This is a genomic window from Microthrixaceae bacterium (assembly GCA_016702505.1).
GTDB lineage: Bacteria > Actinomycetota > Acidimicrobiia > Acidimicrobiales > Iamiaceae > Aquihabitans.
Map to the genome: position 1 here is coordinate 545,215 of JADJDU010000003.1, position 26,248 is coordinate 571,462.

The 26,248-nt window shown below is 65.3% G+C and carries 21 protein-coding genes and 2 pseudogenes; 13 read left to right on the forward strand and 10 right to left on the reverse strand.

Going from position 1 to position 26,248, the window contains the following annotated elements:
• Window positions 1-5 precede the first annotated feature (5 nt).
• The 6 genes and pseudogenes from IPG97_05645 to IPG97_05670 all read left to right on the forward strand — a co-directional run bounded on the left by IPG97_05645 (window position 6) and on the right by IPG97_05670 (window position 6,892).
• Window positions 6-884, forward strand: coding sequence for a Jag N-terminal domain-containing protein (locus IPG97_05645; protein ID MBK6856042.1), 879 nt, complete (start codon window positions 6-8; stop codon window positions 882-884).
• Window positions 881-1,495: a class I SAM-dependent methyltransferase gene (locus tag IPG97_05650; GenBank protein ID MBK6856043.1), complete on the forward strand. Its 615-nt coding sequence runs from the start codon at window positions 881-883 to the stop codon at window positions 1,493-1,495. The genes IPG97_05645 and IPG97_05650 overlap by 4 nt, the downstream gene beginning before the upstream one ends.
• 635 nt (window positions 1,496-2,130) lie before the next feature.
• Window positions 2,131-3,603 (forward strand): annotated as a pseudogene (locus IPG97_05655) (transposase).
• Window positions 3,600-4,351, forward strand: a pseudogene (locus tag IPG97_05660) (ATP-binding protein). The pseudogenes IPG97_05655 and IPG97_05660 overlap by 4 nt, the downstream one beginning before the upstream one ends.
• An 869-nt stretch (window positions 4,352-5,220) precedes the next feature.
• Entirely contained in the window at window positions 5,221-5,985 is a 765-nt protein-coding gene (locus IPG97_05665) for a ParA family protein (GenBank protein MBK6856044.1), read from the forward strand.
• Entirely contained in the window at window positions 5,969-6,892 is a 924-nt protein-coding gene (locus IPG97_05670) for a ParB/RepB/Spo0J family partition protein (GenBank protein ID MBK6856045.1), read from the forward strand. The genes IPG97_05665 and IPG97_05670 overlap by 17 nt, the downstream gene beginning before the upstream one ends.
• Window positions 6,893-7,531: 639 nt before the next feature.
• Here IPG97_05670 and trxA read toward each other — a convergent pair.
• The 9 genes from trxA to IPG97_05715 all read right to left on the reverse strand — a co-directional run bounded on the left by trxA (window position 7,532) and on the right by IPG97_05715 (window position 16,663).
• Entirely contained in the window at window positions 7,532-7,858 is a 327-nt protein-coding gene (gene trxA, locus IPG97_05675; GenBank protein ID MBK6856046.1) for a thioredoxin, read from the reverse strand.
• 184 nt (window positions 7,859-8,042) lie between these two features.
• Window positions 8,043-9,116: a thioredoxin-disulfide reductase gene (gene trxB, locus IPG97_05680; GenBank protein ID MBK6856047.1), complete on the reverse strand. Its 1,074-nt coding sequence runs from the start codon at window positions 9,114-9,116 to the stop codon at window positions 8,043-8,045.
• An 87-nt stretch (window positions 9,117-9,203) separates the two neighbouring features.
• Window positions 9,204-9,551 carry a hypothetical protein gene (locus IPG97_05685; protein MBK6856048.1) on the reverse strand — a complete coding sequence of 116 codons (348 nt, stop codon included), beginning with the start codon at window positions 9,549-9,551 and terminating at the stop codon, window positions 9,204-9,206.
• Window positions 9,552-9,649: 98 nt separating this feature from the next.
• Window positions 9,650-10,522, reverse strand: coding sequence for a hypothetical protein (locus IPG97_05690; protein ID MBK6856049.1), 873 nt, complete (start codon window positions 10,520-10,522; stop codon window positions 9,650-9,652).
• The gene (locus IPG97_05695; protein ID MBK6856050.1) at window positions 10,519-11,127 is read right to left on the reverse strand and encodes a sigma-70 family RNA polymerase sigma factor; all 609 of its coding nucleotides are present in this window, start codon (window positions 11,125-11,127) and stop codon (window positions 10,519-10,521) included. The genes IPG97_05690 and IPG97_05695 overlap by 4 nt, the downstream gene beginning before the upstream one ends.
• Window positions 11,124-12,677, reverse strand: a complete 1,554-nt coding sequence (locus IPG97_05700; GenBank protein ID MBK6856051.1) for a serine/threonine protein kinase — start codon at window positions 12,675-12,677, stop codon at window positions 11,124-11,126. Before IPG97_05700 ends, IPG97_05695 begins: the two co-directional genes overlap by 4 nt.
• 105 nt (window positions 12,678-12,782) lie before the next feature.
• Window positions 12,783-13,619, reverse strand: coding sequence for a DegV family protein (locus tag IPG97_05705; GenBank protein ID MBK6856052.1), 837 nt, complete (start codon window positions 13,617-13,619; stop codon window positions 12,783-12,785).
• A 93-nt stretch (window positions 13,620-13,712) separates the two neighbouring features.
• On the reverse strand, window positions 13,713-15,941 hold the full coding sequence (locus IPG97_05710; GenBank protein MBK6856053.1) for a hypothetical protein: 2,229 nt from the start codon (window positions 15,939-15,941) through the stop codon (window positions 13,713-13,715).
• A complete protein-coding gene (locus tag IPG97_05715; protein MBK6856054.1) occupies window positions 15,938-16,663 on the reverse strand; it encodes a GNAT family N-acetyltransferase in 726 nt (241 codons plus the stop codon). Before IPG97_05715 ends, IPG97_05710 begins: the two co-directional genes overlap by 4 nt.
• 107 nt (window positions 16,664-16,770) lie before the next feature.
• Here IPG97_05715 and IPG97_05720 point away from each other — a divergent pair, with 107 nt between their 5' ends.
• From IPG97_05720 to IPG97_05740, 5 genes are all read left to right on the forward strand, one after another.
• The gene (locus tag IPG97_05720) at window positions 16,771-17,787 is read left to right on the forward strand and encodes a histone deacetylase (protein MBK6856055.1); all 1,017 of its coding nucleotides are present in this window, start codon (window positions 16,771-16,773) and stop codon (window positions 17,785-17,787) included.
• A gap of 48 nt (window positions 17,788-17,835) precedes the next feature.
• Window positions 17,836-18,918, forward strand: a complete 1,083-nt coding sequence (locus tag IPG97_05725; GenBank protein ID MBK6856056.1) for a PilT/PilU family type 4a pilus ATPase — start codon at window positions 17,836-17,838, stop codon at window positions 18,916-18,918.
• Between the two features lie 122 nt (window positions 18,919-19,040).
• Window positions 19,041-20,450 (forward strand): CCA tRNA nucleotidyltransferase, encoded by a 1,410-nt coding sequence (locus tag IPG97_05730; protein ID MBK6856057.1) that lies wholly within the window; start codon window positions 19,041-19,043, stop codon window positions 20,448-20,450.
• Window positions 20,450-21,802, forward strand: a complete 1,353-nt coding sequence (locus tag IPG97_05735) for a TrkH family potassium uptake protein (GenBank protein MBK6856058.1) — start codon at window positions 20,450-20,452, stop codon at window positions 21,800-21,802. The genes IPG97_05730 and IPG97_05735 overlap by 1 nt, the downstream gene beginning before the upstream one ends.
• Window positions 21,795-22,493, forward strand: coding sequence for a TrkA family potassium uptake protein (locus tag IPG97_05740; protein MBK6856059.1), 699 nt, complete (start codon window positions 21,795-21,797; stop codon window positions 22,491-22,493). Before IPG97_05735 ends, IPG97_05740 begins: the two co-directional genes overlap by 8 nt.
• A gap of 64 nt (window positions 22,494-22,557) precedes the next feature.
• Here IPG97_05740 and IPG97_05745 read toward each other — a convergent pair whose 3' ends face one another.
• The gene (locus IPG97_05745) at window positions 22,558-23,298 is read right to left on the reverse strand and encodes a class I SAM-dependent methyltransferase (GenBank protein MBK6856060.1); all 741 of its coding nucleotides are present in this window, start codon (window positions 23,296-23,298) and stop codon (window positions 22,558-22,560) included.
• A gap of 97 nt (window positions 23,299-23,395) precedes the next feature.
• Here IPG97_05745 and IPG97_05750 point away from each other — a divergent pair, with 97 nt between their 5' ends.
• A complete protein-coding gene (locus tag IPG97_05750; protein MBK6856061.1) occupies window positions 23,396-23,803 on the forward strand; it encodes a DUF5318 family protein in 408 nt (135 codons plus the stop codon).
• A gap of 114 nt (window positions 23,804-23,917) precedes the next feature.
• A complete protein-coding gene (locus IPG97_05755) occupies window positions 23,918-26,185 on the forward strand; it encodes a transglycosylase domain-containing protein (GenBank protein ID MBK6856062.1) in 2,268 nt (755 codons plus the stop codon).
• Window positions 26,186-26,248: the final 63 nt, after the last annotated feature.

The following is a 26,248-nucleotide window of genomic DNA, read 5'->3' on the forward strand; positions in this document are numbered from 1 at the left end:
TTCCTATGCAGTGGGTTGAGACTACCGGCCGAACGATTGAGGACGCCAAAGAGGCAGCTCTCGATCAGCTCGGCATCGACGAAGCCGAGGCTGAGTTCGAGATCCTGGAAGAGCCCAAGACCGGCTTGTTCGGACGGGTCAGGTCCGAGGCCCGCGTCCGGGCCCGGGTAGTTCCGCGCTCTCCTAGACCCAAGACCGAGCGACGGCCTCGGAAGCCCAAGTCACGCGCTGATGGAGCCAAGACCGCAGGTGCCAGTGATTCCTCCGGAGCTTCAGACCAGCAGTCTGAGGCCAAGGCCTCCAGCTCCCGTCCCAAGAGCTCGACACCCCGCGGCCGCGGCTCTCGAGACCGAAGCTCGGAAACGACGACCAACCAGGAAGGCAAGCAGATGAGTGACGAGATCGTGCCGATAGCACAACAGGCTGATGTCATCACCGGGTTCTTGGAAGGCCTCTTGACCTCCTTGAACATCGTGGGTTCCGTGAACCGGACTCAGGTCGATGAGGACACCATCGAGCTTGATGTTGTCAGCGACAGCGCCGATCTAGGTCTGCTGATCGGACCCAAGGGTCAGACCCTGGCAGCGGTTCACGAGCTCTCACGGGCCGTCCTCCAGCGTCGGGAGCCGGGTCGCCACGAAGGCCGAGTCCGGATCGACATTGGGTCCTACCGCCAGCGTCGGCGCGAGGCCTTGGCCCGTTTCGTTCGTGACCAGGCTGCCGCGGTGGTCGAGTCGGGGGTCAGTCGGGCCTTGGAACCGATGAACGCGGTCGACCGGAAAGTGGTCCACGACACCGTCAACGAGATCAACGGGGTGTCGACCATCTCAGAGGGACAAGATCCCGACCGACGAGTGGTCATCGTTCCCAACTCGGCGGAGTGACGGTCTCAGTTTCTGCCCTCCTCGAGGAAAGCCGGTCACTGGGCTTCCTGGGACCGGGTCCCGTCGAAGATCACATCCGCCATTCACTGGCCTTCATAGACGCTGTCCCGACTGAACCATCGAAGGCCCTCGATCTGGGGGCCGGCGGTGGTCTCCCGGGCCTGGTGCTGGTGGCTGAGGTGTGGCCGACTACCTCGTGGACATTCCTGGATAGTCAAGCCAAGCGCACCGCGTTTCTGGCCCGCTCCGTAGAGGCGCTCGGACACTCGCACCGTGTCGAGATCGTCACCGACCGCGCCGAGGTTGTTGGTCGGGACGGCGTCCACCGATCCAGCTACGACCTGGTCGTATCTCGTAGCTTTGGTCCCCCCGCGGTGACCGCAGAGTGCGCCGCTCCCCTGCTTCGACCAGGTGGTCTGCTGGTGGTTAGCGAACCTCCTGAACCGGCGACGGATCGTTGGCCCAAGTCTGGCCTGGCTGAGCTCGGGTTGATAGTCGACCACGCTGATGACAGGTACGGCGCTCATCTGATGGTGTTGAGGCGAACAGACGATCCCGTGGAAAAATATCCCCGCCGAACCGGGATCCCCGCCAAGCGTCCCCTTTTCTGATCGCCCCGCATCGCGGCTTGCTACCGGGGACGCCAGGATCATCGTAGGGCTGGGCTTCGAGTCTCACGTCTCACGTTTCACGTGAAACCGGGCATCGACTTAGCCTGGCTGAGCAGAAGGGCAGAGCCTTCCGGCGGAGTTCGGTCGCTGGCCTGACGGCCGACGTCTTCGCTGCGACGACCGGCAAAGCCGATCTCCGCAGGTCAGGAGCTCCGCCACAAAGGGCTCTGCCCCCGAACCCCCGCCCAGTCCTGTGACTTCAGCTCGTCAGACAGCCGAGCACTAACGGTGGCCGCACAGAGAACCCGTTTCGCCTGGGTGACCATGGAGAATCGAGCACAACCCAAGATCGATCGGTCGATCGAGGCTAAGGACCCGAGCGGAATGGTCCAGTCGTCATCGCTGTGAGCGTAATCAGACCAAGGCTTCGCCTCGGTCTGGCCATTTTCGGCGGCCATGAGATTGTGCCCGGTGGCGGTCATGTAGCTGCCTGTTGGCGGCCAACGGTTTTGCCCAGTGGCGGACGGTTGGTCTGCCTTCGTTGAAGTCCGTTTCCTGCTGGTCCGTCGGTGGGGTTGCTTCTCCTACTCGACTGGTCGGTCACCACAACCATGACCATCGAGCAGGAGGAGCGAGTGAAGTCTCGCGAGGAGATCCTGAACATTCTGGAAGCGTTCGACCTGCTGGGTCGTTCCAGGGATGCCGGCGAGTTGGCCGGCTGCTCACATCACACCGTCGCCCGTTACGTCGAGAAGCGTGACGCTGGCGAGCTGGTTGACAATGGGCCCGAGCGGCGGGAGCGGATCATCGATCCGTTCCTGGCGAAGATCGAGGAGTGGGTGGAGCGCAGCGAGGGCAAGATCCGCGCCGATGTGTGCTTCGACAGGTTGCGGGCGCTGGGTTCACCGGGTCTGAGCGCACGGTGCGTCGGGCGGGCGCGGAGGTGAAGGCGAACCATCGCCGGGGTCGCCGCCGGGTGTATCGGCCTTGGATTGTGGAGCCTGGCACGTGGGCGCATTGGGACTGGGGCACCGGTCCGAGTGTCGGGGCGGGCGACGTTGTTGTTCTGGGCCTGGTTGGCGTGGTCGCGGTTCCGGGTGGTGATCCGGGTCTGGGAACCCAAGCTGGCCACCACGATCAGCTGTCTCGATCGGGCGATGCGCGCCTTCGGAGGTGTGCCGACCTACTGGTTGACTGACAACGAACGGACCGTCACCACCGGCCACGTCGCGGGGATCGTGGTCCGACATCCGGAGATGGTTGCCGTCGTCGGTCACTACGGGGTCACGGTCGAGACGTGCGTTCCGGCCGATCCCGAATCGAGGGGAGGCGTCGAAGCAACCGTGAGGATCGCGACGGCTGATCTGGTCCCGACCGATGCAAGCTTGCGAGCGGCCTACAGGTTGTGGGCCGAGTTGGTCGAGGCGTGCGACGCGTTCATGGCCGAGGTCAACGGTCGGGATCATCAGGTGACCCGTCGCCCGCCGACGGCGATGTTGGTCGAGGAACAGGCCCGGCTGCACCGGCTCCCCGAACGGCCCTACACGAGCGTGTTCGGCGAGACCCGACGGGTCGGTTGGTCGGCGACGATCAGCTACGGCGGGGTCTCCTACTCGGTCCCCCACGGGTTGGCCGATGAGACGGTGTGGGTGCGTGTCGATGGAGACGAGGTCGTTGCTGTGCAACTGCGGTCCTGCGGGCCCGGTCGAGGTTGCCCGGCATCGCCGTTCTTCACCGGGCAACCCACAGATCGACGACGCCCACGACCCGCCACGCCCCGACGGGCCCGGCCGCACACCGAAGCCGACCAACGCTGCGGAGGAGACGTTCCTCGCGTTGGGGGACGGCGCCCGCCTCTGGCTCATCGAGGCCGCCTCGGCTGGGACGGCAAGGATCAAGGTGAAGATGGGCGAAGCGGTCGAACTCGCAGCGCTCCACGGTGTCGGCCGGGTCGACTGGGCGCTCGGTCACGCCGCCGGGTTCGGCCGGTTCGCCGATGGTGACCTGGCACGAGCCTCGCGGCGAACCTGCCCGGACAACGACGTTCCGCCGATGAGGTCCATTCGTTGCAGACCGGCACCGCCGCGTGGGAAGGCTTCGGCCGATGACCACCACCTCGAACCCCGCGGATGACGTCGTCGATCTGTTGCGCCAGTTGCGGCTCCCCCACATGCGCGCCGCGGCCCCCGACCTGCTCGCCACCGCGAAAGCCCAACGCTGGGACCCCGCTGAAGCGATCCGGGCACTGCCGCCGAGGAGCTCACCAGACGACAGGCCTCGTCGGTCAGGTCTCGTCGCAAGGCGGCCGGGTTCCCGACCGGCAAGACCTTCGACGGATGGGACGAGACCATCTCCTCCATCGCGGAGCCCACCCAACGAGCGTTGCGGACCCTCGAGTGGATCGACCGCCACGAGAACATCGTCGTCTGTGGTCCATCGGGCACCGGCAAGAGCCACTTCCTCGAAGCACTCGGCCACGCCGCCATCGACCAGGGCGCCCACGTCTCGTGGTTCAGTCTCGAACAACTTGGCGTCCTCATCGGACGGCACCGAGTCGACGACTCGACCAGCCGCGCCATCCGCAAGATCCTCCGCGCCGATGTGATCGTCATCGACGACATCGGCCTGCTGCCCGTGTCCGCCGAGACCGCCGAAGCGCTCTACCGCGTCGTCGACGCCGCCTACGAGAAACGCTCCATCGCGCTCTCCTCGAACCTGCACTCCGCCGGCTTCGACGAACTCATGCCCAAGACCATCGCCAACGCGACCGTCGACCAGTTCCTACACCACGCCCACGTCGTGCTCACCGCCGGTGACAGCATCCGCCTCACCCACGCCACCACCAGCAAGGGGTGACGCCCCTGGCCAACTGACCCCGGGCAGTACCCCCGGCCACCACCGGGCAGTTCTGCTGGCCACCCCCGGGCAGTTCTCCTGTCCGTCAGCGGGCACAAACCACTGGCCCTTGACAGCTTCCTATCCCAGTCAACGAGTCCTACGGTCAAACCCAGGATCGGCACCCGTGGTGATGTCACCGGTCCCCTCTGATGCGTCAATCGCCGATTGGCCCCCATCATTTGGCCTCTGTCCGCTAGATCTGATCGGCGCTGACGCTTGAAGCACACCTAGTCCATGCCTCGGATCCAACGGTGCCGTGCGGCTGGCTCACCTCTCCGCCAAGCCTGGTCTTTAGTGGCGTTGATGCGGTAAGGAGGCGAGTGGATAGCAATCACCGATGTGTTCAATCCTGTTTCACGTGAAACGTAGCCACAAGGGCACTTGGGGGTGAGAGCAGCGCTGCGAGTACTGCCAGAGACCCGCCGCAACCGGTAGCCCGATAGGGGCAATGTCCAACGTGACCCGGCAGCGTTGGTCGGACCGAGGTCTTGCCTCGGTTCCGCACGCCGTGTGCATGGTCGGCTCACTATTCGCTCGCCTCCTCGGCGCGTCCGCTGTGGGTGCTTGACCCATACGCTCTGGGCGGGAAGGATAGGCGGGTGACCGACTCGACGCCGTCGACTGACGCGCCTACAGGGGAGGAGCGGACAACGGCATCATGGTCGTCCGTTCCTCAAATGCCAAGGCTGTCAGCATCTGACTCTGCGCCATCCAGCCCTGAGGCTCCGGACTTGGACGCACCCCCAGTTGACACTCCCGGCCATGATCCGGGTAGTTCCATTCCAGAGCCCGTCGTTGCCTCGGCTCCTGAGAGGGTGAGGCCACCGTTGCCCAGAATCATTGCGGTGGCAAACCAGAAGGGTGGTGTTGGGAAGACCACCACGGCGGTGAACCTTGGCGCATGTCTTGCTGATCTGGGCTATCGGACGTTGGTGGTCGACCTAGACCCCCAGGGCAATGCCAGCACTGGTCTCGGCATCAACATTCGTGGTCTCCAGGCCTCGATGTACGACGTCATCCTCAATGATGTTCCCATCGAAGATTGCATCGAGGCATCGTCAGTGAGGAATCTGTTCGTAGCTCCAGCGAGCCTTGACCTGGCCGGTGCAGAGATCGAACTGGTGCCGGCATTCAGTCGAGAGCTCCGTCTCAAGCAGGCTCTGGCCGAGGTGCGTGAGGACTATGACTACGTACTGATCGATTGTCCGCCGTCATTGGGGCTGCTCACCATCAATGGGATGGCAGCAGCTACCGAGGTATTGGTACCCATACAGTGCGAGTACTACGCCCTAGAAGGACTTGGTCAGCTCCTGCGCAATGTGGGACTTGTCCAGAAGAACCTGAACCCCACGCTGGACGTTTCAACCATTGTCTTGGTCATGTACGACGCCCGCACGAAGTTGGCCGACCAGGTGGTGACCGAGGTCAGGAATCACTTCGGTGACAAGGTATGTCGAATGATGATCCCGAGAACCGTCCGTTTGTCGGAGGCCCCGTCGTTCGGTCAGCCGATCATCGCTTTCGATCCGTCTTCTCGCGGCGCCATCGCCTACCGGGAACTGGCCAAGGAGGTAAGTGGTGGCGCGGCGTAGTGGTTTGGGACGCGGTCTGGGGGCGCTGATCCCCAGTGAGGTGACGGCGTCCGAGCAGGACGCATCCTTGCGGGAGCTGGCGGTGAGTCAGATCGATCCCAACCCGATGCAGCCTCGCGAGCGGTTCGATGAAGAGGCCCTTGTTGCCCTGACCGCATCGGTGAGCGAGCTTGGTGTGCTCCAGCCGGTGTTGGTGCGCCCGGTAGGGGATCGCTTCGAACTGATTGCCGGAGAACGTCGATGGCGTGCGGCCAAGCGTGCCGGGCTTCAGGCGATCCCCGCTGTGGTGAGGACGGTGGATGACACCGCCTCACTGGAGCAGGCTGTGGTCGAGAACCTGCATCGTCAGGACTTGAACGCGTTGGAGGAGGCTGCTGCCTATCAGCAGTTGATCGAAGACTTCCAGCTTTCCCATGACGATGTCGCCCGCCGGGTAGGCAAGAGCCGGTCGGCAGTGTCGAACACGCTTCGACTGCTCCAGCTTCCGCCTTCGATCCAAAAATTGGTGATCGAGAGCCAGATAAGTGCCGGGCATGCCCGGGCTCTGCTGGGGACTCCGGACCGTGCCTTCCAGGAGGCACTGGCTCGCCGTACGGTTTCCGATCAACTGTCGGTCCGGGACGTCGAAGAGGCAGTGAAAGCTCGAGGCGGAGACGAGTCCGAGCAGGGTGGTTCCTCGGGGGTTTCCGGTGGAGACCACCATCAACAACCAGGCGCACAGCCCGGATCGAAGTTGCGTCCCCCCGGTCTGCTGGAGTTGGAGGAGTTGCTCTCCGACCGACTCGACACCCGGGTCAAGGTGGTAATGGGGTCGAAGCGGGGCAAGGTGACAATCGACTTTGCCACGTTGGAGGATCTCGAGCGGATCTATCGGGCTATGACCAACCCGCCAACAGTCGAAGATTGATCAGACTCCTTGGGAGGTGCGCATATAGGCGGACCGACCCACCGATGACCGGACGATGATCGCCCGGGCTCTAGGTTGACTTGACATGTGTCCCTCATGGCGCTGTGACGTCTGACATCACCCTGAGCAAACGGGTTGTCCACAGCTTGTGAGGAAGTCTGTGGTAAACCGTTTCCCTCAACCTGCGCATGAGCTGGTTACAATGGCATCCGTCTTCTTGATCGAGACCGCTGGCAGGCGCGGAGCGCGGCGACCGAGATCGGGGTAGCGGCGCTCGCAACCCTCAGCTTCGGTGGGAGTTCGCCTAGGTGATATTGACATTACGTCAACGAGCAGGGCAGGACGTGGGTAGCACGAAGGGCGCGATCTTTCGTTGACAACGATCTCGTGATGGGGCTGTCATCGACACCACTCCGCTGGCGGCCGCTCGGAAGCCAGTCGAGAGGTAAGGGCGCTTGAGACGCGAAACGAGGCCAGGTCCTAAGACCAGGCCTCGCTCCGAAGGTCGCCGTGGGGGGGAGGGCCGACGACCTCAAGGGTCATCATACGTTGTTACTGCTCGGTATGCCACCCTCCGTGGCTAATTATGCGCGAACCGACGCCGAGGGTGAAGCCATCGGTCAGATCATGACAGCCGGATCAGAGGAACTGATCGAGCTGTTGGAGCATTCCGGCCTTGCCCGAAGCGCCTTGAAACCGGTGAACCGGTTGACCGTTCTGAAACACAATGAGCGTCGGGATGCTCATGATGTCGAACTGCCGGGCTATGTCCGGGTTCTCGTCGACGTTCACCTTGGCGACCGTGATCTTGTCCAGGTTCTCTGCCGCGACCTCTTTGAGGACAGGCTCGAGGGCTCGGCATGGTCCGCACCACTCTGCCCAGAAGTCAACGAGGACGGGCTTGTCGGCGGTGGCCAGCTCCTCGGCGAAGTTGGCCTGGTCGAGGGTGGCAATGGCATTGGCCATGGTTTGATGCTCCTTGATATTGGCTCGCCGACTGTAACCGTCCCGGCCCCCAGCTGATTCCCGTCGATGGACGAGGCGAGCGGATGGGCGAGCCGACCCATGAGCACGGCATCGTTAGACCGGGGCAACGCCTCGGTCTGATCAACCTCACAGCGACGACGACCGGACCTATCCGCTGAACCGATTAGCTGTGGACGTTGGACTCCAGCCATCGCTCTGCGTCGATGGCGGCCATGCATCCAGAGCCGGCGGCGGTGATGGCCTGCTTGTAGGTGTGATCTTGTACGTCTCCGCTGGCGAAGACCCCCGCCACGGTGGTGGCGGTGCCGGGACCGGTGACCACGTAACCGTCGCTGTCGAGCTCCAACTGGTCTACGAACAGGTCTGTGTTCGGTCGATGTCCGATGGCCACGAACAGGCCGGTGACGGCGAGGGGCGACTCTTCACCGGTCTGGGTGTGACGTACCGTCAGACCGGTCAGCTTGGTGTCACCTTCGATGCTCACCACCTCGTGGTTCCACAGCATCTCGATCTTGGGGTTGCTCAACGCCCGGTCCTGCATGATCTTGGAGGCTCGGAGCTCGTCTCGCCGGTGGATCAGGACCACCTTGTCGGCGAACTTGGTGAGGAATGTGGCTTCCTCCACTGCGGAGTCTCCGCCGCCCACCACGGCGATGGTGTGATTGCGGAAGAAGAAGCCGTCGCAGGTGGCACATGTCGACACGCCGTGACCGAGCAACTCGCGCTCGCGGTCCAGGCCGAGCATCAGCGACTGGGCCCCGGTGGCCACGATTACCGAATGGGCGCGATAAGTGGGTTCGGGTGCGTCAGGGTCGCCAACCCACAGCCGGAACGGACGTTCCGTGAGGTCGACGCGGCTGACCTTCTCGTAACGGGTCTGAGCGCCGAATCTCTGAGCCTGCTCGCGGAACCGCATCATCAGGTCGGGACCCATGACCCCCTCTGGAAATCCGGGGAAGTTCTCCACCTCGGTGGTGAGCATGAGTTGACCACCCGGTTGATCAGAGGTCGAAGACGGCTCGCCCTCCAGCACCAGGGGCTCGAGGTTGGCTCGTGCCGTGTAGATGGCCGCGGTGAGCCCGGCAGGGCCGGATCCGATGATGACGACGTTGTGGATGTCGGACACGGGGACTCCGTTTCGGGACAGGGACGTCGGAAGCAACCGGATCGGACCGGTAGTTCTTCCGGGACGCTTAGGAGGCGAGCGGATAGACGAGCCGACCCATAAGCACGGCATGGTCTAGATCGAGGCAACGCCTCGGTCTGATCAACCTAGTAGCGACGACGACCGGACCTATCCGCTCGGGTCCTGATGACGATGTCTTCAGTAGGTGTCGGGGGCAGCTGGGCTGTTGGCTTTGCGGATCAGGACGATGCCCGTGATCGTGAATACCACCGCGAGCCCCAGGTAGATCCACCAAACCGGCCCGGGTACGTAGTTGTCCAGCACTCGGATCAAGACGATCAGGAACAGAACCAGCGCAATCGAGGCGACCACCGCGGCGACCAAGCCGTAGACGAGCGCGCGGGCCGCGATCAGTGCCGGTCTTGTGGTCTTGTCCCTGACCTTGCCGATCACGTCGACGACGGTGTCGGCAGCCTGAGCTGGCCACTCGGCCGGGATCACGGTGCCGGGTTGGGAGGTTCCATTGGGCGACGAAGGCGCGGCCATGGGACCGCACCCTACCCGCCCAGGCCATCACGTCAGTCTCCCGAGCTTTGCAAGTGACCGCGATGCGGTTGCCGCTGGGCCATCGCCCCCGGGCTGGATCAGCGCTGGAAGCCGAGGACCGGTATGCAGCTGAGCTCGCCGACGGCCAAGACCAGCGTCGTGGCCGTCCCATCATCGGTTTCGTACGGCAGCTCGTAGACCACGGTTCGGTCTCCGGCCACGGTGGCCAACCCGACGTTCACCGGGTCGCCATCGGTGTTGAACATGGCGTCGACCTTGCCTAGGCAACGGAAGGCGGCGTCGAGGTCGGCCTCGGAGGATGGGGGCGTGGACTCGTCGGGTTGAGGGAAACCGTCACGCAGGTGGACTCGGAGTGCGTCGGAGTCGGTGAAGTCACCCAACGGCACTAGAACCGGCACATCGTCGCTTGTTTCGGAGCCGGCGGAGGCGGTGGTGGTCGCCTCGGCTCCGGCGGCCTCGGACTCGGCAGGGGCCGCGGCGTCAGGAGCCACGGCTGACGCCTCGCCACGATCGGCCAGGTCACCCGAGCCATCATCGGAGGTGCCTATGGACGAGCCCACCGCGTTGAACGCCACCTCGGCTTGATCACGACCGGTGTACACCAGGGTCAGCCCGATCCCCATGAGGATCAACACCACCGCGGCGACCAGCCAGCCCGGTACCGGCCCGGTCCGAGACGATGGAATCGGTACGACCCCGTCCCGGTCGGGCTCCTGGTCATCATGTTCAGAGGTGGTCTGAACGGCACTATCGATCATGGCGGTGATCACGTCATCGCCCAAGGGAGGCACCGACGACTCGGCCAGCATTCCTTGGGCGTCACGAAGCTGACTCAGGCGCGAGCTGGCGCTGGGGTCGGCGGCGATGCGGGCGACGGTGGCGGCATCGGCGTCACCGTCGAGGACGGACGACAGCAGATCGTCGTCGAGAGGGGAAGGGGTGGAGGTCATGGTGCAGTAGTGGGACGAACGGTGGGGGTCGTTGAGTTCCCGGGTTGAGCATGGTCGATTGCGTCAGCCAGTTGACCGCGGCCCCTGGCAATGCGCGACCTGACAGTTCCGATGGGTACGTCGAGTACTTCGGCGATCTCGGCGTAGTCGAGTTGGCAGATGTCGCGCAGCACGACTGCGGCCCGGAATTCGGGGGCCAGCCCGGCAAGGGCTTGATCCACCAGCAGGCGGCTCGAAACGGCGTCTCCGACTCGGTCGACACCGACTGACGTCGTATCACTTCGATCGTTGCCCCCCTCGGGTGACCCGGTTTCGATCGGGGTGGGGCGGCGCTTGCGTCGGCGCAGCTCATCGAGGCAGACGTTGGTGGTGACGCGGTACACCCAGGTCGAGAACTTGGATCGGCCGTCGAAGCGGGGAAGACCCTTGACGATGGCGATCAGGGCTTCCTGGGTGGCGTCGAGAGCATCGGTGTCGTTGCCGGTGATACGTCGGCAGACCGCATGGATCTGAGGTTGGTGCCTTCGGAGCAGGAGTTCCAGCGAGGCGCGATTGCCAGCTTGGGCGGCTTCTACTTCGGCTCGTTCCGCAACTGGATCTGTCATCGGCCTCGCACCTCCAGCGAGCTGACCGTCACGGCTCTGTCCTCACCCACATCGGTGAACCAGATCATCACACGCGACCCCGACCGACGGGCGAAGGAGACCAGGGTCGCTCCTGGCGAGGCGTCGGTGACGGTGGCCACTGGGTCACCCCATGCGGCCCTGTCGGTGGGTTGGCCGCCCGTCGACACCAAGATCTCAGCGGCCCAGCCTCGGTTGGGTGACGTGACGGTGAGTTCGGACAACTCGTGGGTGGATCCAAGGTCAGCTACCAGGCCGAAACCGGGCTTGTGCACGGTCACATCCCGGTTGCGGTAGGTCTCACTGGTCCATCCCGAGGTGGGATCCTGGTCGGTCAGGCCGGCTAGGAGGTCGTCGTTTTCACCGTTGGTTCCTGGTGGAGGGTCGAACGTGGAGAACCCAGCCACGGCCACGATGGGATCTTCCGATGCACTTCTGGTGGCACCCACGTAGATGGCGGCCGCGGCGACGGCGACGATCAACAGGACCAGAAGGATGGCCCCAGCCCCGCCCCGTCGACCGGCCCCAGGTGGGCTACCGACATCAAGGGCCGACTCGGGAACGGTCCGAGGGCTCGATGATCCCGCGACCATCGGCCCGCCAAGGTCGTGTCTCTCCTCAACTGGTCCCATCGACGGGCCAGGGGTGGAGGTGGCGGCGGCCAGGGCCACGGCGCTTGCTCGGGACGGGTCGGCGCCGGCATGGAGGAGTGCAGCGCGCATTGCCGTGGCCGTGGGGAAACGGTCCTCGGGGCGCCGAGCCAGCGCTCGGCCGATCACCGCTTCCACCGCGACGGGGATGTCGGGGCGCAGTTGGCGGGGGCGAACGGGGTCGTTGTGGAGCCGGGCCAGCGCCGTGGCAGTGTCGGAGTCCCCCTTGAACGGCGGTACACCGGTGAGGGCCTCGTACAGCACGATGCCGAGCGCGTAGATGTCGGTTCGGGCGTCGACGGTGACGCCTTGCACTTGCTCGGGAGCGAGGTATTTGGCGGTACCCACCATGGCCCCGTCGTCGGTGTGATCGGCTCCCTGAGCGGCCTTGGCGATTCCGAAGTCGGCGACCAGGACTCGCCCATCGGCCGACAGCAAGATGTTGGCGGGTTTCACGTCGCGGTGGACCAGTCCGCCAACGTGAGCGGCACCCAAGGCGTCGGCTACCTGTATTCCGATGGCGAGAACGGCCTGAAGCTGTAGCGGACCGTGAGCGTCGATGTCGGCTCGCAGCGTGGTTCCCCGCACCAACTCCATGACGATGGCGTTCACCTCGCCATCCACCACGGTGTCATAGACAGAGACGATCGAGGGATGGGTGAGCCGGGCGGCGGCCACGGCCTCCGCTCGAAACCGTTCAACGAAGGCCCGGTCGGTGGCCAGGTGAGGGTGTAGCACTTTGACCGCCACCCGTCGGGCCAGGACCTCATCGGTGGCTTCGTAAACCTGGGCCATGCCACCGGCGGCGATGGGGCGGTTCAGGCGGTATCGCCCGGCCAGGACGCGGCCGGTGAGCAGGGCGGAAGCAGGGGAGGTGGCCACGACGCCACAAAGCTAGAGGGCGCGCCCTCCGACACAGGGGCGAGCCCGCCCGTGGATACCGCGGGTGCCGTGACCCTGATGAAGCATGATCGGTCGCTAGCTGGGTCAGGCGTTGCTGTGCCAGCAGAGGCCTGCGATGGCGGGGCCGCCATGGGAGCCGATCACCGGCCCGATGGTCCACACGGTGATCTGCTCGGGGCTGTAGCGAGGCGATAGAAGGTCGGCGAGTTCCTGTTGGTCGTCGGCCATTCCCGAACAGACGGCCACCATCTCGGCGTCTGGTTCTTGGAACAGCCGGTCTCGCAACCAAATGAGGGACTTGCCTCGGGTGCGCTGCTTGGCGGCTTCCTCCACCTCGCCGCTGGAGATGTCAATGATCGGCTTGATCGACAGGAGCGACCCGAGCATGGCTTGGGCGCCGCCGATGCGGCCGTTCTTCTTCAGGTTCTCGAGGGTGTTCAAGGCGCCGAAGATCCGGGTGCGGGGAATGAGTGCCTCGACGCCTGCGACCACCTCGTCGACGCTGGCTCCCTCCGCGGCCATCTGCGCGGCGGCGATCACCTTCATTCCTAGCCCAGCGGTGATGGACCGGGAGTCGATGACCCTTACGTAGAGGTCGTCGCCGATGGCTCGGGCCGCGTTCTGAGCAGACTGCATGGTGGCCGAGAGGCCCGCCGAGATGTTGATGCACACCACCGGGTCCCCATCGCGGCCGGCCTCGCGCATGGCCTGCTCGAACTGACCCGGACCGGGAGCGGCGGTGGAGGGCATCACGTCGCTGCGGGCCATCTTCTCGTAGAAGGCCTCGGTCGTCAGTTCGATGCCGTCGATGTACTCCTCGTCACCGAAGCGGATGGCGAGCGGAACCACCCGGATGTCGTGGGCAGCAACCTGGTCGGCGGTCAGGTCAGCTGAGCTGTCGGTGACGATCTTGACGGGCATTAGAGCTCCGGAGTGGTTGGGGAGTAGATCGGGGTTTCGACCCGAGACAAGAGGAAATGGTTACACGGACCGTGACGGTGCCATGGCAATGGGTCAGCAGGCGTGACGACCCCGGGGTCGCCGACTCCTGATGATGTGACGACCCCACCAGATGGCTAGGAACAGACCGGCGCCCACGGTGAGCACGAGGCCAACACCCGACACCGCGGTTGAACGCACGGAGTAGGTGCCTTCACTGAGCAACACGGAGCCATCGGGGGTGGTGACCCTCACCTTGAGCGGGGTGTCACCGGGGAGGCGGCTTCTGACCGCGATCGGTACCTCGGTGTGCTCTCCGTCCAGAAGCACCTCGATTCGAGGCTTGTCGATTGTGAGTCGATCGGATGCGGTCAACTCCACGACCACCTCGAGGGGAGTGGGCGACTGCGAGGTGATGACCAACGGGAACTCGGCGTCGCGATTTCCCAGCGTGACCTGGTCTGAGGGTGGGATCGACACCTGCCTTAGGAGACGCTCGACGTCTTCGCGTACCCCGGTCACCTGCTGGCTACGACGGTCGGGGTCCAGTCGATGGTCAGCGGAGAGCGAAAGGCGTTGGGACAGTTCGGACACCGACGTGGGCTGGTCCGGCACCATCGACGAGTAGCTGTCGACCAGTGACCTGGTCCGGCGCAGGTCGCCAGCCCAGCTTCGGTCTGCGTCGGTGGTGGCCGTCGTGGGGGCGAAGACCACCGGGGTGTCGTCGTGGGGGCCTTTCGACAGGGGGCTGATCGCCTCGGCGTCTACGAAGGTATTGGCCTCCAGCAGGGTCAGGATCGCCTCGGTCTCGACCGCGTCCTGAGCTGTTCGGGGTAGTTGGATCGTGACCACGGTCGAAGGTCGGCCTTCGATGGACGACAGCGCGGCCAGGTGACCGATGAGGCGGTTGGCCGCCAAGACCGGGTCGGAATGGTTGCCGACCCTCAGGGCGGGTTCGACGACTGTGGCCCGGCTGCTCGGTCCTCCAGACGGGACGGGGCTGGCGGGATGGCCCTGGTCGCCGATCACGGCGTCAGGGGCAACCAGTAGGTGGTGGATCCCGATGCTGGTCAGCGCCTTCACCGCGGCCGAGTCGAGCCTGGTTCGGAGCCACCAGGCCGACGTCAACGGTTGCTCGAGATGTCGGGTCAGGATCTGAGCACCCCGGAGGTTCTGAGCCGCCAGTTCGTCGGCAAGCCCCAGCTCGATCAACTCGGCGGGGTCGATTGTTTGGGCTGGGGCCCCGAGGACCTCTCGCCCGCTCGACTTCAGAACGGTTCTCAGCCCATCCATTGCCTGAGCCGCGGTGACATCGTTCGGGTCGGTCCCGCGGGGCTGGGAGGTGGTGGAGCTGGGCGGGGTTGAACCGGAGGAGGTGGTCGTCGTCGCCGAGGTCGACGATGGGTTGTCTTCGGTATCAGCGTCTGAGCGGGGCCTGGTGGAGGCCAATCGTTCCACGACCTCGGGGGTGACAGAGATGGTGGCGGGGACCGTGGGGTGATCGCCCAGGAGGTCGGTGAGGGTGGCGATGCCTTTGACCATGTCGTCGCCGAGCGGTGCTGTCGGGTTGTCGATCAGTTCGTTGGCCTGTGTTCCGGATCGGATGTCGGCCAGCAGGTAGGCAGGGGTCGGCTCGACGTCCTCGTCGGTGTCGGGCCCTCGCAGGAGGAACGTGACCACCGTGGTGAGGGTGGTGTTGTCGGGACCACGCAGTCGGATCCGGATCGGGTACACGCCAGCCTTGGTCAATCGCTTGGCCCAGCCACCCCGTTTCGGAAGCCCATGTCGTCCCCACAAGTCGATGACGAACCCGGAACGGACCGGTGAGAGGTTGGGGTCGCCGGGCAGTTCGACGACGGGGAAGGTGCCGATCGAGCTGCGGGGCTTGTTGTCCAAGGCGGCGTCGAGCTGGCTCTGGGTGGTGACGGCCGGGAAGATGTCGACGGCCAGATCGCTCCCTGACGCCACACCGGATGCCTCTACGAACACGGTGAACTGCCCGTCGGGTGCCACCACACCGTCCTGAGCGATCAGCTGAAGCCTGGGCTCGGGATCCACCTCCGAGGATTGGTTGAAGGTGGAGGGCTGGCCTGATCTGGCGTGCGCGGCGCGGCCCGGGATCACCGCGAGTCCGAGCGCGAACAGCCCAGACAGAGCCACCAGGGCCATGACCCCCAGTCGCAGCGAGTAGTTGTTGGCCACTGGATTTCTCGGGTCGCGTTGACGCGCTGACCAGCTCGAGGAGAGGCCCCGCTTGACCGAGTCTCGGCCGTGATGATCAGAGGAAGTCAAGGGGGAGGTCACGGCGCAGTCGATGGTTCCAGAGTCCGGGAGAGCACAGCCAGACCAGCCGGTTCCATGGCGAACCCGCACGCCAGGTAGAGGGCCAGCGCGGCCTCGTTTTGTTCCTGGGTGTTGACTAGGGCCAGCGTTGCACCACCGCGCCTCAGCCACCCGAGGGCATCTACCACCAGGGCGGTCCCGATGCCGCGGCGCAGGTGATCGGGACGTACCGCCAGCCGTTGGAGGTACCCACGTCCCCCGGCGCGACCGGTGACGGCATATCCGGTGAGGTGAGAACGTTCTTCGTCTCGCGTAACCCGGAAGCGGTTTACCGGGGTCGCCCGCACGGCGTCGTCGAGTCCGCGGGCATCGAGCGTCCAGAACGTGTCGAAGGCAGAGGCGTCCAGCGCCAGGACCGCCGGTCGGTCACGCCGCCAGGCGCGGCGGACGGGAACCGGAGGCACTGGGGGAAGGCGTTCGAGGGTGTGACGCAGCAGATGGAGGCGCTCGTGCACGTTGAAGCCGTTGGCGAGGAAGGGCTCGAGCTCGTTGACGTGCAGGGCGCTGGTGATGGCCCGCTCATGACCATCGGCGCTCAGTTGGACGATGAGGGCTTCGACCTCGACAGCCGAGGGCGTTGGCCGGTCGGCGTTGGGGGTGAGAACGACGGTTCGGTGATCGTCTCGCCATGTCGATACCTGCACCGCGCCGCGGTGGAGGCGGCGCCGGTCATCGACAGCCATGGCGAGCGCCGGTGGGGCGGGAAGGTGGCACGGGTGACGGCTCTGGTCTCGGCGGAGGTCGGCAGCGGTGGGTGGGCGAGGTACTGCAACTCATAGGGTACGGAGCTATGTCGGTGCTGTACGTCACCCACCCCCGTTTTGCCGACCACGACACCGGATATGGCCATCCCGAGCGACCGGCCCGCTTGGCTGCGGTCGATGCCGGACTGGACCGAGCGGACCTACGTGATGCTCTGATCCCGGTCGCCGCGGTTCCGGCACCGGACACCGTCATGGATGCGGTCCACCCCGAGGCGTATCGGACCGCTCTGGCCAACTTCTCCATGACCGGAGGTGGATACCTGGATGGTGACACCCACCTTGGCATCCATTCGTGGGAGGCGGCTCGGTTGGCTGCCGGGGCCGGTCCCGAAGCGGTGCGGCGGCTCGACGCCGGCGAAGCCTCGGTGGCCTTCTGCGCGGTCCGTCCGCCGGGGCACCATGCCTTGTCGTCTCGAGCCATGGGGTTCTGCTTGCTGAACAACGTGGCGGTAGCGGCGGCGCATCTGGCCGAGCGGGGTGAGCGGGTCGTGATCGTGGACTACGACGCTCATCACGGCAACGGGACCCAGGACATCTTCTGGAACGACCCGAGGGTCTTCTACATCTCGCTGCACGAGTGGCCGCAATATCCGGGCACCGGGGCGCTGAGCGAGATGGGAGCCGGTCCCGGACACCGGACGACCATGAACTTCCCCCTTCCATCGGGGGCCACCGGCGATGTCTACCGGCACGCTGTGGACGAGGTGATCGTGCCAGCGCTGGAAGCATGGGGCCCGACCTGGATGATCCTGTCGGCTGGCTTCGACGGCCACCGTCGGGACCCGATCACCGATCTGGGCTTGACCAGCGGCGACTACGCCGACATGACCCGGGACTTGGTGGCCTTGGTTTCTCCGGGTCGTCGGCTCGTGTTCCTGGAGGGTGGATACGACCTGGAGGCGCTGAGCCTCTGCTCCGGATCGGTGTTGTCGGTGCTGGTCGACGGTGGGTCCTACCGCCCGGAGCCGGCCTCGGCTGGCGGTCCGGGGCTGGCGGTGTCGAACGCAGTCCTCAAGAACTGGTCCGTGTCCGCCGACGGGTAGTCACGGTCCTTTTTTCGGGCCGATCCCCCGTCTGTCGAGGTGCGTCCCGTGGCCCGTGTAGTCGATCTGTTGCAGTACCTGTTGGAGGAGCGCGGCTCCGACCTGATCGTGAAGGTGGGGTCGCCCCCCTGCATCCGTCGCAACGGACGCCTGGAGCGGACTCCGTTGGAGACCCTCAAGCCCGACGAGATCGAGGCATTGGCCACCGAGATCCTCTCCTCGGACAAGGCGGTTGAGTTCCAGAACTCGGGGGAGACCGACCTCGCCTACAGCGTGCCGGGCCTGGGCCGGTTCCGGGTGAACATCTACCGCCAGCGGGGCTCGGTGAGTCTGGCCATACGGCGAGTGGTGCCCGGCGCGCCGGCCATTGCTGACCTGGGAGTTCCAGCAATCGTCGCCGACCTGGCGTCTCACCGCGATGGTCTGGTGGTTGTCGCTGGTCCGGCGGCTTCGGGAAAGACCACCACGGCGGCAGCCATGATCGAACACATCAACGCCTCGCAGAACCGTCACATCGTGACGGTCGAGGATCCCATCGAGGTCCTGTTCGCTGATCGGGAAGCGATCGTCAGTCAACGCGAGGTCGGCTCCGACACTCCCGAGGTCGCTACGGCGTTGCGTCGGATCTCGCGTCAGGACGCGGACGTGGTGTTCGTGTCCGACCTGCCTGACGCCGAGGCCGTACGTGAGGCGCTGGGCGTGGCCGCAGCTGGACGTCTGGTGATAGCGGTGCTCAACACGCTGTCGGCTACCGACACCGTCAGTTGGATGATCGATCGTTTCCCGCCCCACCAGCAGGGTTCGGCCCGTTCTCTGCTGGGCCGGGTTCTGAGGGGCGTGGTTTGTCAGCGCTTGGTCGACCGAGCTGACGGTCGGGGCCGGGTGGCGGTGGTGGAAAGCCTGGTGGGTACCCACAAGGTGCGAGACGCCATCATCGACGGGGCCGAGACGTCGGTGCTGGAACGGTTGATGTCAGAGGGCGAGTACCACGGCATGGCCACCTTCGATCAGGCTTTGTTCCACCTGTTCAGCGAGGAGTACGTGTCGTTGGACGAGGCGCTCGAGCGGGCCATTCACCCCGAGGACTTCCGCATAGCGGTACAGCAGGCCGGGTTGGCCACCCTCCGCTAGTTCCCAGGTCAGGCTGGCGACCGAATTCCGCCGGAAGGTTCTACCTTTCGGCGGATCGAGCGAATCGGTCTGGCGGTCGCCGCCCGTCGGTTCGTAGCTTTCGGGGTGTGATCCCCGCCCGCATGCAGTCTGTCCTCGAAGAGGTTCGACCTCTGGCCGAGGCGTTCTCGACCGCGGGGCAGCCGCTCTACCTGGTGGGTGGGGTGGTACGTGACCTGCTTCTCGGTCGTGAGCGACCCGAAGGAGCCGACCTCGACCTGTGCACGCCGGCCCACCCCGGCGAGATCAAGGCAATCGTTGCACCGTTGGCCGACGCGGTGTGGACCCAAGGCGAGCGGTTCGGGACGATCGGTCTTCGGATCGCGGGCCGTGACTACGAGATCACCACGTTCCGGGCCGAGTCCTACGAACCTGATTCTCGCAAGCCCGAGGTTTCCTTCGGCGATTCCATCGAGACCGACCTTTCCCGCCGCGACTTCACGGTGAACGCCATGGCGCTGGCCGTTCCAGAGCCGGAGCTGTTGGATCCCTTTGGGGGAGCCGCTGACCTGGCTGCCGGGCTGTTGCGCACGCCGTTGGATCCGGAGGTCTCCTTCGTGGACGATCCGCTGCGGATGTTGCGGGCGGCCCGATTCATCGCCGGTTACGGACTGGAACCGACCCCCGAACTGGTCGAGGCGGTGCGAGCCAACGCTTCGAGGTTGGAGATCGTCTCGGCCGAGCGGATCCGCGACGAGTTGGACAAGTTGCTGGTCACGCCGGACCCGTCGGCAGGCCTGTGGTTTGCGGTGGACACCGGGCTGGCCGATCACTTCCTTCCGGAGCTGCCGGCCATGCGCCTGGAGCAAGATCCGATCCATCACCATAAGGATGTTCTGGCCCACACCATCGCGGTGGTGGCCAAGACCAAGCCTGAGCGAACGGTTCGGCTGGCGGCCCTGCTCCACGACGTCGGCAAGCCGCGAACCCGCGACTTCGGTGATGGCGGTGTGACGTTCCATCACCACGAGGTGGTCGGGGCTCGGATGGCACGTGATCGCATGAAGGCGCTCCGCTACTCCAACGATCACGTGGAGGCGGTACGCCTGCTGGTGTACCTGCACTTGCGGTTCCACACCTACAAGATGGGCTGGACCGACGCCGCGGTGCGGCGGTTCGTGCGCGACGCCGGGGATCACCTTCCCGAGCTGATCGACCTGACCCGTTCGGATTGCACCACCCGCAACCAACGCAAGGCCGCCACCTTGGCCCGCCGCATGGATGAGCTCGAGCTCAGGATCGCCGCGCTGCGCGAGCAGGAGGCGCTGGATGCCATCCGTCCCGACCTGGACGGTCAGGCGGTGATGGCCCACCTGGGGGTGGGTCCGGGCCGTCACGTGGGTGAGGCCTTGGCCTACCTGTTGGAGTTGCGCATGGACGAGGGCCCACTCGGCGAAGAAGAGAGCTCGTCGCCGCCTCGACGCCTGGTGGTCTCAGCGCATCGCCTCGGTGGATCCAGGCTAAGCCTGTATCCACGTATCGTCGGGTCGTGATGACTCCGAAGGTGGGTAGGCGGTGGTTGACGGACCACCCAGCCCGCTTCGTGGTTTCGGCCTTCCTAGCCGCGATCGTGGTGGGAGCGGGCTTGCTGTCACTGCCGTGGTCCACCGCCACGGGGCGTGACACGGACTTGGTGACGGCGTTGTTCATGTCGACCAGCGCGGTCTGCGTGACCGGCTTCTCCACCGTGGACGTGGGAACCCACTTCAGCGGTTTCGGACAGGGCGTCTTGTTGGTGCTGGCTCAGGTCGGAGGTCTGGGCTTCATGACCTTGGCGTCGCTCATTGCCATGCTGGTCTCGCATCGACTGGGGTTGCGGATGGCGCTGGTGGCCACCGCTGAGCGGGGAACGTTGGAGCTCGGTGATGTGCGGCGGGTCCTGACCGGGGTGGCGGTGGTGACTCTGGTGGTCGAGGTGACGGTGGCCTTGGCCCTGTTGGTCCGGTTTCGTTTCGGATACCACTACCCGTGGGACGACGCGGTGTGGCACTCGGTGTTCCATTCGGTGGCCGCTTTCAACAACGCCGGGTTCTCCCTGTACCCGGACTCACTGAACCGCTTCGCCACCGACATCGTGGTCACGGCCGCGGTGATGGTCGGGATCATGGTCGGAGGTCTGGGCTTCCCGGTGTTGGTGGACCTCTATCAGCGAAGAGGACGAGGGTGGCGGAGGCTCAGCCTTCATTCCCGCCTCACCTTGACCACGTCCAGCCTGTTGTTGGTGGTGGGATGGGTGATGGTGTGCGCGTCGGAATGGGCCAACTCCGAGACGCTGGGGTCGCGAGGTACAGCGGGCAAGGTCTGGATGGGGCTCTTCGGTTCGGTGACGGCTCGTACCGCGGGGTTTCACACGATGACCCCAGCGGTCATGACCGATGAAGGACTGATCGGAACGATGTTCTTGATGTTCGTCGGAGCGGGGTCGGCGGGAACCAGTGGTGGGATCAAGGTGGCAACGCTCGCCCTGCTGGTTCTGGTGGTCTTGGCCGAGCTGAGGGGTTCAAGAGACGTTGCGGTCTTCGGGCGGCGGATCAGTGAGCAGGTGCAGCGTCAGGCCGTGACCGTGGTCCTGTTGGGGATGTCGGTGGTTGTCGTCACCGTGTTCGGCTTGCTGTGGGTGACGGACCTACCAGTCGAGGCCGTTGCCTTCGAAGCCGTCTCGGGGTTCGGTACCACAGGTCTGACGACTGGCGTCACGCCTCTGTTGCCGACTTCCGGCCGGTTGTTGATGATGGTGGTCATGTTGGTGGGGCGCCTGGGGCCGGTCACGTTGGGTACCGCCATGGTCTTCCGGTTCCGGAACGCCCGGATCCGCTTCCCGGAGGAGGCTCCTCTCATTGGCTGACAACCGTTCCACTGTTCTCGTCGTCGGCCTGGGTAGGTTCGGATCGTCGCTGGCCCTCGAGTTGGAGGCCCTGGGGCACGAGGTTCTGGCGGTCGATTCCCGGGAGGCGGTGGTCCAGCAATGGGCCGCTCAGGTCACCCATGCCGTTGTTGCCGACGCCACCGATCATGACTCCCTGGTCAGCCTGGGGGTATCTGAACTGGCTCATGCCGTGGTGGCCATCGGTGAGGACGTCGAGGCCAGCATCCTGGCTACCGCGGCTCTTGGTGAAATTGGTGTTGCCGACGTCTGGGCCAAGGCCAACTCTGGATCCCACGCTCGGATCTTGGGTCTGGTGGGGGCGACCCACGTGGTGTTTCCCGAACGGGACTCGGGCCGTCGACTGGCTCATCAGGTAACCGGCCGGATCCTCGATTACATCGAAATCGATGACGACTTCGTCCTGGTGGAGACCGCAGTTCCACCCGGGGTTGCGGGGAAGACCCTGGGGGAGGCGCAGATCAGAGCTGCATTCGGGGTGACGGTGGTGAGCGTGAAACCAGCCGGTGGCCGCTACACCTACACCACCGCCGAGTCGGTACTCGAGGGCCTGCTGCTCGTGGCTGGATCGAAGCCCGACGTCGAACGCTTCGCGGCTTCGGCCCCGGTGTCTGCGCCCGGCAACGGCGCGCCACCTGGGCCCCGCCTCTGACTCGCCTTCATCGCGCTGGCGTTGCTTCAAGCGGTTGCGTCGGTGAGGGCGCTGTGCCCGCAGCTCAGTTGCCTTGCTTGCGGGCTCGGATGATGAGGGTGGTGGGTACTGCGGGTACGCCGGCGGGGATCACCGAGGGCAGGGGCTCGAGCACCTGGTCGACTACGAAGCTGGCCCGGTGGAGGGTGGTGAAGATTTCACCGATGGTGCGGAGGTGGTCGAGCACCGTTCTGGGGCCGTCGACCCATTCGACCGGCGAGCTTCGCTGGTAGGGATGGACGGCACGGGTCGGGTCGTCGCCGTCGAAGTCGAACAAGCCGGCCACCGGATGCGGGAGCGATGCCACCAGTGGCGCTTCGGGCTTGAGGACGCGGTGGACCTGTCGGAACACGCGGGCCATGTCCTCGGCGGTGGCCAGCGCCATGACGCTGAGCGCGGCGTCGACGCTGTCGGAACGGAGAAAGGCCAGGTCGGCGAGGGCGGACTGGTGAAGTTCGACCTTCACCTCGGCGGTGTCGGCTCGCTCGCGGGCCCGGGCCAACAACCCTGCGTCGGGATCCACGCCCAGCACCTTGGCGCCTTGTTGGGCCAGGACCACCGCGTTGTGTCCGATGCCGCAGCCCAGGTCCACGAGCCGTCGGCCCTCGACCGGACCCAGCAGCTTGAGGTCTGCCTCGCTGGGGACGTCGCGTCCGTAGATCACAGCGGTGGCTCGGGTGGGATCGGAGTCTTGGGCCGTGCTGTACCGCCGGGGCTCGGGGGATGGGTTGCCGGGGAGCGGGACGGTGAGCGGTTGATCGGCCATGGTGGGAGTCTGCCGCCCGAGGCTGTCCCGGTTCGGGATCCTCCGCCACGAACGGCCCGAGAGCAGATCGGCGGGTTCGGACCTAGCCTGGTGTGCCATGGGATTCAGACCGGATGCCGTGCGGGGTGCTGGCCCCGGCCAGATCGACTACCGCTTGGCGCGGCGGTCGGTGTTGGCCGAGTACCGCAAGGGTCGCATCGCCCGTCACGAGGTGTGTGACGCCCATCCCGAACTGGCTCGCGCGGCGAAGGAGTGTGGCGAGCCCAGTTCACTCACCTGCCCGATCTGTGAGGAGGTGAAGGTCGTGCTGGTGTCCTACGTGTTCGGTCCGAGATTGCCGGCGTTCGGTCGTTGCATCACCTCCAAGAAGGAATTGGCCTCGATCGCCAAACGATCGGGCGAGTTCACGTGTTATGTGGTGGAGGTGTGTCCGGCGTGTTCGTGGAACCACCTGGCCCGCACGTTCCTGCTCTCACCGGGTCGTGGCCGACTGGTGGCCCGCTGATCGGCGTTCGGGGTGACTGCCAGAGCGGGGTGGACCGTTGGTAGCCTCTGGTGCCCGTTCGTGACCGCTCCGCCTCGATGCGTGTGATCCCGAGCCCCGAGCGGATCCGACCCCATGCGCAAGCGAACTCGTAAGCCGGTACCGGTCCACAACCTCAAGGTGACCCGCAAAGGCAAGGTCAAGAAGCGCGGGATCATCTGGCGGTGGCGACGGGTCTTTTGCGCCTTGGCTCTGGTTGCCACCTTCGGCCTGGCTGGCGTTGTCTTCGTGCTCACCCAGATCGAACTACCCCGAGACCCGCGCTTCGAGGACGAGTACAAGCAGACGTCGTTCATGTGTTCGGCCGAGGTTCAGGTGAACTGCAACGCCCAGAACGCCATGGCCCAGCTCCACGGCACCGAGGACCGAGTGCTCGTCACCTACGAGCAAATCCCCGAGGTACTCAAGCAGGCGGTGATCGCCACCGAGGACAAGGACTTCTTCGAGCACGACGGTGTCGATCCGCTCGGTATCGCCCGGGCCGCCTACCACGACATTCGGGGAACCTCTGCTTCTCGTCAGGGTGGGTCGACGATCACCCAGCAGTACGTGAAGAAGACCTACCTAACCGCCGAGCAGACCGTCACCCGCAAGATCAAAGAAGCGGTGATGGCAATCAAGTTGGAGCAGAAGCTCTCCAAGGAGGAGATCCTCACCCGCTACCTCAACACCGTCTACTTCGGTCGAGGGGCCTATGGGGTGCAGGCGGCGTCTCGAGCCTGGTTCGGTCACGACGTGGAGGCTGTCACCGCCGGGGAAGCGGCCTTCTTGGCCGGTCTACTCCGCAACCCCAACGGGGCCGACCCTTACCGTGGTCCGGATTCTCTGGCCGAAGCCGAGCGCCGTCGCCTGGTGAGTCTCCAAGCCATGGTCCGCGACGGGTACCTGACCGAATCCGAGAAGGCTGCGTTCGCTGCCGTTCCGATGGATCCCGACGCACCCGGCGTGGCGGTCGAGGACCGGTTCATCCAACCACCGCCGGTGCCGTCCACATTGGGTGAGGACGTCAAGGGTGCAGAGTGGGGCAGCGAGTACTTCGCCGAGTACGTCCGCCAATGGTTGATCGACGAGTTCGGAGCCGATGCCGTCTACGGCGGAGGCTTGAAGGTGTATACGACCCTGGACCAGTCGATGCAGAAGTCTGCCTTCGAAGCGGTCACGTCGGTTCTCGACCGCGACGGTGATCCGTCGGGAGCCTTGGTGGCACTCGACGACCGGGGGCAGGTGAGGGCGATGATGGCCGGCACCGATTTCGCCGACCAGGAACTGAACCTGGCCACCGGTCGCGAAAGCGGTGGGTCTGGTCGTCCGCCGGGGTCGACGTTCAAGACCTTTGCCTTGGCCGAGGCGGTGCGCGAGGGCTACTCGATCCGCTCGGTGCTCCCGTCACCTACCAACCTCGAGATCTCCGAACCGCAGTGCACCAACGGTGGCGATGTCTGGAAGGTTCGCGGGGGACCGGGTGGAGGCTCCTCTCTGGTGACGGCCACCAAGAAGTCGATCAACACCACCTACGCCGAGCTCATGGTGCGTCTCGGCCCCGACGCCGTGGCGGATCTGGCCCAGTCCATGGGGGTGAGCTCCCTCGCCGACCAGAAGGTCCAGTGCTCGTGGGTGCTCGGTTCGGGCGAGGTCTCGGTGATGGACATGGCTGCCGCCTATTCGACCCTGGCCAACGAAGGCACCGCCCGCACCCCGATCGTGGTGACCAGGGTCGAGTTCCCCGACGGCACCGTGCGCAACTACGAGGCCGAGGAGACCCAGGTCCTCACCCCCGAACAGGCTGCTCGGGTCACCTTCGCCCTCCAGCAGGTGATCCAGGGCGGCACGGGTCGGGAAGCGAACTTCGGTCGACCGGCGGCAGGCAAGACCGGTACCACCCAGAACAACGCCGACGGTTGGTTCGTGGGGTACACCCCGGATCTCACCGCCGCCGTGTGGATGGGATTTCCCGAGGGCCAGATCCCCATGCGCAACGTGCACGGCATGTCGGTGCAGGGCGGCAACTTCCCGGCCCGGATCTGGAACCGGTTCATGACCAGCGCCACGGCCAACATGGAACCCGCCGAGTTCCGGGAGTGGGACGACGACGTCCTGGGAGATGGAGAGACTCTCGATCCGAACTTGGGCAAGACGTCTGTGATCGGCAGCGGTTCGGACCAGAACTCGCCCAACCAGGCACCCCGCACCACCGTCCCTGGCGGTGGCACCACGTCCACGACAAGCGGAAGCGGTTCGACCACCACCTCACCGGCGACGACGGCTCCCGCCACCACCGCGCCACCGGCCACCACGAGCCCCCCGGCTACCACAGCCCCGGCAGGGGGAGGGGCCGACCCATAGATGCGGCATGGTTGAACCGAGGCGGAGCCTCGGTCTGGTCAACCTGGTAGCGACGACGAGTAG